This window comes from Tissierellales bacterium, from assembly GCA_025210965.1.
Classification (GTDB): Bacteria; Bacillota; Clostridia; order Tissierellales; family JAOAQY01; genus JAOAQY01.
Genome location: JAOAQY010000026.1, coordinates 1 through 10,297, shown reverse-complemented (window position 1 = coordinate 10,297; position 10,297 = coordinate 1). Strand labels below are relative to the sequence as shown.

General features: G+C 30.6%; 7 protein-coding genes. 4 read left to right on the top strand and 3 right to left on the bottom strand.

Annotated elements, in window-relative coordinates; all coding sequences use genetic code 11:
* On the bottom strand, positions 1-2,259 hold a 2,259-nt coding region (locus N4A40_01460), incomplete at its 3' end, for a leucine-rich repeat domain-containing protein (protein MCT4660499.1).
* A 167-nt stretch (positions 2,260-2,426) separates the two neighbouring features.
* On the opposite strand from N4A40_01460, the gene N4A40_01455 reads away from it, so the two are divergent.
* Positions 2,427-3,245 carry a hypothetical protein gene (locus N4A40_01455; GenBank protein ID MCT4660498.1) on the top strand — a complete coding sequence of 273 codons (819 nt, stop codon included), beginning with the start codon at positions 2,427-2,429 and terminating at the stop codon, positions 3,243-3,245.
* Positions 3,246-3,368: 123 nt separating this feature from the next.
* On the opposite strand, the gene N4A40_01450 is transcribed toward N4A40_01455, so the two are convergent.
* On the bottom strand, positions 3,369-3,893 hold the full coding sequence (locus N4A40_01450; GenBank protein ID MCT4660497.1) for a sigma-70 family RNA polymerase sigma factor: 525 nt from the start codon (positions 3,891-3,893) through the stop codon (positions 3,369-3,371).
* 220 nt (positions 3,894-4,113) lie between these two features.
* On the opposite strand from N4A40_01450, the gene N4A40_01445 reads away from it, so the two are divergent.
* The 3 genes from N4A40_01445 to N4A40_01435 all read left to right on the top strand — a co-directional run bounded on the left by N4A40_01445 (position 4,114) and on the right by N4A40_01435 (position 8,349).
* Positions 4,114-4,719, top strand: coding sequence for a TetR/AcrR family transcriptional regulator (locus N4A40_01445; protein MCT4660496.1), 606 nt, complete (start codon positions 4,114-4,116; stop codon positions 4,717-4,719).
* 110 nt (positions 4,720-4,829) lie between these two features.
* A complete protein-coding gene (locus N4A40_01440) occupies positions 4,830-6,584 on the top strand; it encodes an ABC transporter ATP-binding protein/permease (GenBank protein MCT4660495.1) in 1,755 nt (584 codons plus the stop codon).
* A complete protein-coding gene (locus N4A40_01435) occupies positions 6,577-8,349 on the top strand; it encodes an ABC transporter ATP-binding protein/permease (protein ID MCT4660494.1) in 1,773 nt (590 codons plus the stop codon). The genes N4A40_01440 and N4A40_01435 overlap by 8 nt, the downstream gene beginning before the upstream one ends.
* Before the next feature lie 73 nt (positions 8,350-8,422).
* On the opposite strand, the gene N4A40_01430 is transcribed toward N4A40_01435, so the two are convergent.
* Positions 8,423-9,892 (bottom strand): UDP-N-acetylmuramoyl-L-alanyl-D-glutamate--2,6-diaminopimelate ligase, encoded by a 1,470-nt coding sequence (locus tag N4A40_01430; GenBank protein MCT4660493.1) that lies wholly within the window; start codon positions 9,890-9,892, stop codon positions 8,423-8,425.
* Between the last annotated feature and the right edge of the window lie 405 nt (positions 9,893-10,297).

Below are 10,297 nucleotides of genomic sequence, written 5' to 3'. Positions count from 1 at the left end.
TGCAAGTGGTGTAAATATTGATGAATCAACACATGGCATAATTTCTACAGGATTATTGTCTATATTTATTTTATAAGGTCTATTCATTTCTTCAATGGGCTTTGCATTTTTTATATTATTATCATTCAAAAACAACACATCAACAGAGAGGTTTTTAAGTGGAGTCAAATCACTAATATTGTTATGTGACAAATCTATTTCTTCTATAAAGAAATTTGGGATCAAATTTTGTAATTCACTTATATCTTCAATGTCATTATGATCAAGCTTTAATGTGCTTATTTGCGATAAATTTTTGAAAGAAGAAATGTCTTTGATATCATTATTACTAAGATATAGTTTAAACAAAGAGTTTAAATCTTCTAGATGAGATACTTTTGAAATTTTGTTGTGGGTTGCATATAAAAATTCTAATGATTTGGCATTTTTAGATAAAAAGTTTATCTCAGTTATATTGTTATTATTTGCATATAAATGATTTACACAACACAAGTTTAAAATAGTATTTAATTCTGTTAAGCCAGTGTTATTAACATAAAGATCTACAAATCGAAGGTTTTTTAGTCCACTAAAATCTTTTATAGGATTATCGTTTAGGCTCAACTCAACACATTCTTTAAGATTTTTCATAAAATCTAAATTAGAGACATTGCTATTTGATAAATCTAATTTTACAATATTAGAAACTCCTCTTGGCCAATCATTTAAATTTCCAATACTAGAATCACTCAAGGTTAAAGATTTCATCTCCCACAAGTCATCTAAAGCTCTTAAATTTTCTAAATTTGAATTAGTGCAATCAAAATAAGATAGTGAGGGAAAATAGTTTTTCAATTTAGGTAGCTTACTTATATTGCAGTTATTAATCGATAGAGCAACTAAATTTTTCATTTTGGGAAATTTCAATTTGCCCAAAGGATTATTATTAAGAGATAGCTTTCCTAAATTATATAATTTGCTTAGTATATCTATGTTTTTTTCAGTAAGTGAAATAGAGTTATTGTCAAGAATAAGGTCTTTAAGATTTCTAGAATTTATACCTTTTAAGCTACTGATTTTATTACCACTCAAATACAAATGTCTAACATTGTTGAAATCATTTAGAAATTCTACATTATTCAATCCACAATCAGATAGATTTAATTCTCGAATATTAGATTTTAAGGGAAAGTCGTAAAGAGACTTAGCATTTAGATTTTTGTTTCCACTCAAATTTAATTTATGCAATGATATTAAATTATTAAATCCTCTGATATCACTTATATCATTGTCATCTAATTCTAATCTAAATAATGAGGATAAGTCGATAATTCCACTGACGGTTTTTATATCATTGTTTTTCAGATTTAACTCTTCTAAATTTTTGATGCTATTAAAATTTTCAGTATTTGAAATACTATTATTTTCTAAATTAATTAGAACTAAATCGTCTAATCCATTTGTTTTGGGAAATAAAGATATATTGTTGCTAGATAGATTTAGCAATTGTATCTTTTTCAAATTAGAGATGAAGGAAATATCTGAGATATTATTATTTACTGCATCTAAATGCACTAAGTTTTTAAAATTTTTTAGTAAGGATAAATCTGAGATATTAGCATTGGATATATGCAAAGTTTCCAATTTATCTAATGCAGCTAGGGGAGAGATATCAGATATATTGTTATTACTTAGTGCAACATGTAGTAAATTTGGGAAATTAGCTAGTACAGAGATATCTTCAATTTTGTTGTCTTCTAATGAAATTTGTTTTAAATTTTCAAGTACAGTTAGATTGGAGATATCACTTATTTCAGCACTCCTAAGTAGTAATATATTTAGCTTATTTAAGTTTTTCAAAAAATCTAGTGAACTAATAGTTCCTCCAGCTATTTCTAATCGTTCTAGATTTGTCAATGTTTTCACGGGACTAAAATCTTTGATTCTGCAATTAAGTATCATTAATTCCTTTAAATTTTTTGCGTATTGCAAACCATCAATCGATATAGTTTTAGAATCATATATCATAAGATTTTTGATAGAAAGCATGTGCTCTTTGCTAATGGGATCATTTTCATTTAAGTACAATTTTTTTCTAATTGTTTTTTCAAAAACAGGATCTTCAAATTCAACAATTTCATTCAATTCTTCAGAAACTAAGAGATTTTCGCTTTGATCAGAGACATCGTTGCTCAAGGATTTAGCAGAAGAACAACTACAAGTTACAAGTGTAATTATCATAGCTGTGATTAATAATCCTAGTATTTTTTTATAATTCATTTTGTCACTTCATTTTATAATGAGATAATTGAACTTAGTATATTTTACCATGTAAAGAGAGAGGATTCAATTTTATGTAAAGTATATTTGTTGACTTGATTTTTAAATTTGGCATAGTATAATTTAACGTGTGGAGTATATCAAAATGTGGAGAGGGGATATTTATTTTGTTAGAGCATGAAGATAGTAAACTATCAAATCAACACAGGAAGTATATATTTTTATTTTTAGGCTTTGTTTTGTTCCAGATTATAACTACATTTTTTATTTATCCTATCAGCATACGTTATCTTATTGATTATATTACAGAGTTTGGAAGAATTTCATATATGTTGGAATGGGGCAGATTGTTTATATTTGTAATTGTTTATGTTATGTTTTATGCAACGTTTATATTTTACTACAGAAATTGTATTAGAGGAAAAGCTAAGTTTAGCAGGGATATTATTGTATTTATAAAATCTAATTTCAAAACATTTTTGCTTTCAAAACTATTTATAGTATTTACAATTGATATTATATCTAATTATGTAAAATGTTATTTTCGGATAAATTCAGTTATTATTGGGCATATATTTCCAGATTTTGTAGTTTATTTGATCTTAGTGGTGATAGGTGATTGTCTTTTTATTCAACTAAGTATATTAAATTTAGGTTCGAAAAGATACGATATTAATAAAATCAAAAACGTTTTTAAAGAATTTATACTAAAACCAGAATTCATTAAAATAATTGTAGTATTGATGATAATTAAGATACCATATTTTGTGCATAGGGGATATATAATGGATTTGAGCGATGAGGTGGAATTTGGTGAGAGTATATTAGGGATGCTAAATACTATGTGGAATATATTTTACTCATTATTTGATTCATCATCTGATCATATACACAATATACTTCAAATAATTGTATTAGCTATTAGTCACATGTATATATTAATAGAAGCAGCGAAAATAGAACCAGTAGTTGAAGATGAAAATTAATTGATAAGTTATGGATATGAAAAATTTATACGTTAATATAAATTTAAAATGCACTATCTCAATATAAATAAATCTATATTGAGACAGTGCATTTTAAATTACATAAGATTCAATAACTTTAACTTAAACCAAATTCCTTCTCAAAACGCCTAGGGCTTTATTACGCGATTTGTATACTGCTTGTCTTGATATACCCAATTTTCTTGAAATATCGGCATCAGTATAACCATAGCGATACTTCATAGATATGATGTCTTTTTGAATCGGTTTTAGCGAAGATATGATGTCATTGAAAATGATATCGCTTTCAAATGAATTTGAATAGTTATTATCACTTATTGGGTATACATCTGCAACAAAAACCAATTCTTGTTTGTTTTGAATATGTTTTCTGTACAAGTCAATTTTTTTATGATTTAGAGAGTTGTAAATATACATTACAAGTTGACCTTCATCATCTAGATTGAATCTTTGTAGATCAAGATTCTGTATCAAATTCAAAAATTCAATCATAAGATCAGTTTCTGCCTCTGGGTATTTAAGGGTTCTTGCAAATTTCTTCACACTTAACTCAAATTTTTTGACTATGGCTAATACAGCATCGGAGTTTCCAGCTTGAGCATCTTTTAGACTTTTGTATAAATTCATTTCGATACATCCTTTCTTGCCTAAAAACTCCCAACTTATTTATTTTTCTCCCAAAATAACCTTTTTCTAATGGTTCATACTATAAACACGTAATACAAAGAGAGATTGTAAACCATTTTTTGAATTTTATTTGAATAAAAAGAATAATATTCGTTTATTGTGGTATAATATTTCAGAAATCAGGGCATGGAAACCTCACTAAGGTAAAGGAATGATAAGGATGCAGGTAAAAAAAGAAGAAGTAAAAAATAATATTTTGGACAAGGCTAAGCAAGAATTTTTAGAGAAGGGATTTCAAAAATCATCGCTTAGATCTATAGCAGCCAGAGCAGGAGTAACAAAGGGGAATATATACAATTATTTTGGAAGCAAAGATGAGCTATTTGAAGCCCTAGTCGTAGATACGATTGATAAAATACTAGATTATGATGATAGTGACTATGGATATATATTTGATGATGATATTGAGCTTGAGAATAAATCAATACAGGAGTTTTATGATTATGTTAGATTCATAGAGTCAAATAGAGACGAAATGATGTTATTATTTTTTTCGGCAGATGGCTCAAAGTATTCTAATTTTAGGCAAGAGTTAATAAATTCATACAAGAAAAGCAGTAAAGCGTTTTATGAAGAAATGAAAACGAAAACGAATAAAGAATATATAGCAAGCGATTTGTTTATAAGTAGCTGCTCGGCGCTGTATATAAGTTTCATAGAAACTATACTTCTTCACAAACCAGAAGATGAAAAGTTAGATTCTTATATCAGAGAAATGGCTACATTTGTTAATTCTGGGACTAAAGCAATCGTTAGAAGAAGCTAATAAGTATTTTAAAAACTCACAATTTCGAAAATGATAATCAATTTCATTGACTGTGAGATTTTTTTCTGCTAAAATAAATACCAGCGGTATTTATTGAGAGGGGGATTAACATGGAAGGATTTAAAAAGATACTTTTTTATGCTAAAGATTACAAGAACAAAATGTATTTAGCAATAGCTTTTATGTTTTTAAGTGTTGTGATGGGTATTGTACCATATGCTATTATTGCAAAGCTTGTTTCTGTGTTTATAGAAGATGGAAATATAGAGATGAGTACAATTTTGTACTTGGCAATAGGGATAGGAATTAGTCTATATGCAAAGACGTGGTTTAGAGGAAAGGGACTTGGAGCGTCACATGATGTTGCATATGATACACTTATGGGACTTAGGGTTTCATTTGCAGAAAAGATGATGAAATTACCTCTTGGAACCATAAACGATAGAGGAACTGGGGCGTATAAGAAAAATTTTGTCGATGATATAGAGCAGATAGAAACATTGATAGCTCATATGGTACCAGAGGGATTACCTTATCTCATGAGTCCGTTGGTAGTCATAGTAGTACTTGCTGTGGTTGATTGGAGGTTGGCGTTATTATCACTGGGCTCTATACCATTTGGAATCATACCCATAGCACTTATGATGAAATCTGGAATTAAAAAGATGGAGAAATATTATGAATCAGAAAAGGAAATGAATAGAACTATAGTGGAATATATTATGGGAATGGAAGTAATAAAGGTATTTAATAGAACTACGAGTTCGTTTGAAAAATACAAAAATCAAGTTGAGGATTATAGAGACTTTACATTGGATTGGTTTAAAAGCAGTTGGACATATATGGCAATGTATACATCTATACTTCCTTGTACAATTATGCTTTTGCTACCAATTGGTTCTTTATTCTACATAAATGGTAGCCTAGAACTTGGAACATTTGTATTTTCGCTACTACTTGCAATGAGTATAGGAGAGCCGCTTGTAAAACTCATGGAATTTATGCCGAATATACCGAATTTGGCATACAAGATAAGAGAGCTTGAAAAGACATTCGAAGGTGATTTTATAAAATCAGGAGAAATATGGCAAGAGATAGACAGTTACGATGTCTCGTATGAGAGCGTTTCATTTGCTTATGACAAGATAGATGTTATAAAAGGTGTTTCATTTAGAGCCAATACAAATGAAGTGACTGCTATAGTAGGTGAATCTGGAAGTGGAAAGAGTACTTTGGCCAAATTATTAGTTCATTACTGGGATATAGATGGAGGTAGCATAAAAATAGGTGGAGTCCCTATAGCCAATATGCCAATGGAGCAGCTGATGGAACTTGTGAGTTTTGTATCACAGGATAAGTTCTTGTTTAATATACCTATAATAGAAAATATAAGACTAGGCAGACCAGAAGCGAGCGATGAAGAGGTTATAAAAGCAGCTAAAAGTGCACAATGCCATGATTTCATAATGAAACTTGAGAATGGGTATGAAACACATCCAGGAGATCTTGGCGATAAATTGTCTGGAGGCGAAAAACAAAGAATCACAATAGCTAGAGCTATACTGAAAGATTCACCTATAATAGTTTTGGATGAAGCTACATCATCAACAGATGCTGAAAATGAAGATAAAATACAAGATGCTATAGGAGAACTCATAGAAAATAAAACCTTAATAGTAATAGCACATAGATTATCAACGGTAGCGGGAGCTCACAAAATGATAGTACTAGACAAGGGAAATCTTGTAGCAGAGGGAAGACATGAGGAATTACTAGAAAATTCACCCGAGTACAATATACTTTGGAAGTCGTATGCTCGTTCAGTTGAGTGGGACATAAGTGTAAAGGAGGAAGCTTATGCTTAGTATAGTAAGAAGATTGCTAGGGATATCAGATGTGTACAAAAGAGAATTAAAATTAGCTATAGTTGTAGCTTTTTTCGAAGGAATATTTACTATAGGTCCCCAAATGCTTGTGATGTGGACTATCTACAATGCTATAACTACTGGAATAGATAAAGAATTCGTTTTAAGAACCACTTTACTTTTGATTGGAACTATAGTTATGAGAGTGATTTTTCATAGATTAGTAGATGGACTACAAAGCGGAACTGGTTATAAAATATTTGCGCAAGAGAGAATGAGAATAGGAGAACATTTAAAGAGACTTCCGATGGGATATTTTTCAGAGGGGATGGTAGGAGAGGTTTCATCTATAGTAACTACAGATATATTGTTTGTAGAGATGTTTGGAATGTCAACTTTGTCAAAAATTGTCAATGCATATATAAATATGTTCCTCGGAAGTTTGATGATGTTTATATTTGATTGGAGAATCGGATTGATATCTGTCTTGATATTTGCAATAGGTTATAAGCTTTTAAAAGGAATGGATGATTATTCTAAAAAACACGCAGATAAACGCCAAGCTCAAATGGGCGTACTAGTTGGAAGTGTTATAGAATTTGTAAAAGGTATAGGGGTAATTAAGGTTTTCAATTTGCAGGGAGAACAAATGAAAAAACTTCACAATACTTTCAGGGTGACTAGAGATTATGCTATAGATTTTGAACAAGGCTTTGCTAAGAAATTCATAGGTTTTGATGGATGGTTTGGTATTGGAGTAGGGCTTGTAGTGCTTATGTCATCTAGGCTCATGTTAGGCGGTCAAATAGATGTTGAGTTTGGACTCATGATACTCATATATGTATTTCAGTTTTTTGTTCCATTTCAAATGCTTGGTTCTGTAGTGGCGCTAGCTAGAATAATGGAAACTGCTCTCGATAGATATGATGAAGTCATGGGGTATGAAGTTATAGACAAAAATGGAAAGAACATAGAATTAGATAATTTTGACATAGAATTTAAGGACGTTAGTTTTGCATATGAAGATAAAAAAGTGCTGTCTGATATTTCATTTGCTATAAAAGAAAAAACAATGACTGCTTTAGTTGGAAAGTCAGGTTGCGGAAAAACTACTATAACAAATTTGATAGCTAGATTTTGGGATGTGAATGAAGGTGAAATAAGGATTGGCGGTCAAAATATAAAAGATATGACTTGCGATAGTCTTTTAAAGAATATAAGTATGGTGTTTCAAAATGTCTATTTATTCAATGACACCATATTAGCTAATATAAAGATAGCAAGGCCAGAGGCTAGTATGAAAGAAGTTATAGAAGCGTGTAAAAAAGCTAGATGCTATGAATTTATAGAAAAACTAGAACATGGATTTGAGACAATGGTTGGAGAAGGTGGAGCATCACTATCTGGTGGTGAAAGTCAAAGAATATCAATAGCTAGAGCTATATTGAAAGATGCGCCGATAGTACTGTTAGATGAAGCAACTGCTAGTGTCGATCCGGATAATGAAAAATATATACAGGAAGCTATAAGCGAACTTGTAAAGAACAAGACATTGATAGTCATAGCTCACAAGTTAAAAACTATAAAAAATGCAGATCAGATAGTAGTTTTAGATGATGGAAAACTTGTAGATAGAGGCTCACATCAAGATATATTAAAACGTGGGGGACTTTATAAAGAACTTTGGGATAGAAGAACTAAAGCTAGAAACTGGGAAGTTTCTAAAAAATCAAAGCAAAGAGATTTAGAACTTAAGACGAGCTAAATCAGAATTTAATATTAAAAACTCCAGTCAAAAATCACTTTGATAGTGAGGATTTCTGACTGGAGTTTTTTAGCTAAATTTTTTCAGCTTCTCTAAGTGCCTTTATTGCGATATCTCTTTCGCTATATGGTATTTTTTTATCACCTACAATTTGATACGGCTCAGTTGATTTACCAGCTAAAACTATAATATCCCCAGGAAGATGGTTTTTTATTACATAGTTTATGGCTTCAGATCGGTCTACTATTATTTTGAATTCACCATTTTCAGATTTTACACCTTCCGCTATTTCAAGGCATATATCTTTAGGGTCTTCAAACACGGGATTGTCTTCTGTGAGTATAGTTATATCGGCATACTTTCCAGATATTTTTCCCATTTGTCCACGCCTTGCTTTGTCTCTTTCGCCTTGAGCACCAAATAGAGCTATTTTTCTATTACTAGAGAGAGCTTCTATAGTTTGCATGACTTTTTCAAGACCATCAGGAGTGTGGGCAAAGTCAAGTATTACAGTACAAGCTAGTGTGGTTTCAAGAGATTCAAATCTACCGGGGATGCCTTTTAGATTTGCGAATCCACGTTTTATAGTTTCAAGGTTTAATCCGCAGATGATTCCAGCACCTATAACTCCTAGAGCATTTTGAATATTAAATATTCCAGGTAGGCTGAGTGTCAAATCTATGCTTCCCTTTGAACAAGTAAATCTAAACACAGAGCCATTTAGAGAGGCTTCAAGTATTTCTGCTCTAAAATCAGAATCTTTCTTGAGACTATAGCTATAGACTTTTTTGTCTTCTGCTAAAAGTTCGCGGTACAGCCTTTGTCCATATTCATCATCTATGTTTATCACGCAGTGTTCCACAGAATTGAAGAAATCTTTTTTTGCATTGTAATAATTTTCCATAGTTTTGTGGAAAATCAAGTGGTCCTCAGTTAAATTTGTAAATATGCCTACTTTGTATTTGAGTCCCTGTATTCGTTTCAAAACTGTTGCATGAGATGAGACTTCCATAAAAGCGTAATTTGTACCGTTTTTATGCATTTTACTGAATAGTTTGTAGAGCTCTGATGACTCTGGAGTAGTATTTCCAAGTGGAGTGGTTACACCATCTGTGTGTACTCCATTTGTACCAATGAATCCTATTTTTTCACCAGCAGTTTCAAACAAACCTTGAAGTAAGTACGTAGAACTTGTTTTTCCATTTGTACCAGTTATGCCTATTAGAGGCATTTTGTCAGAAAAGTCATCGTATATAGTTTTAGAGCAAATTCCAAGAGCCTCTCTAGAGTCAGAAACTCTTATGAATGCTATATTAGGATCGATATTTTCAGGATAATTTTCACACACTATTGTAGTGCATCCGTTTTCTATAGCTGAGGGGATAAACTTATGCCCATCTACTTTAAAACCTCTTATAGCTACAAAAACCGAATTTGAAATTGCTTTTCTAGAGTCATAAGTCACAGAATCGCATTTTTGGTTTTTTATATTTTTATAATCAAGTGGAGATAATTCATTTATTATTGTTTGAATATTTGTCATTAAAATGACCTGCCTTTCTAGTTGTATCATATGATTTATTTTATCACATATTGACATCAGAATATATTTTTTGTGTTAGATTCTGATGTATGCAAAGTGAGATTTTGCTTTAATTTTTAGCAAATAGAAACCTTTCTTTTGTGTTATTTTTCAAAAGATATAAGTCAATCTTTTGTGTTGCTTTCCAAAAGATATAAATCAATCTTTTGTGTTATCTACAAAAGATTGACGTCAATATTTTGAGATATTACAAAGATACTTAGAGTTTTATTCATATAATATAGATATATGAAATGTTGCTAAATAGGAAATTTAATTATATAAGGGAGGTAGCGGAGTTACCGCGAATATTTTATGAAGAAAAATGTGATTAAAAAAAGGTTGTTATCATTATTACTTGTTGGA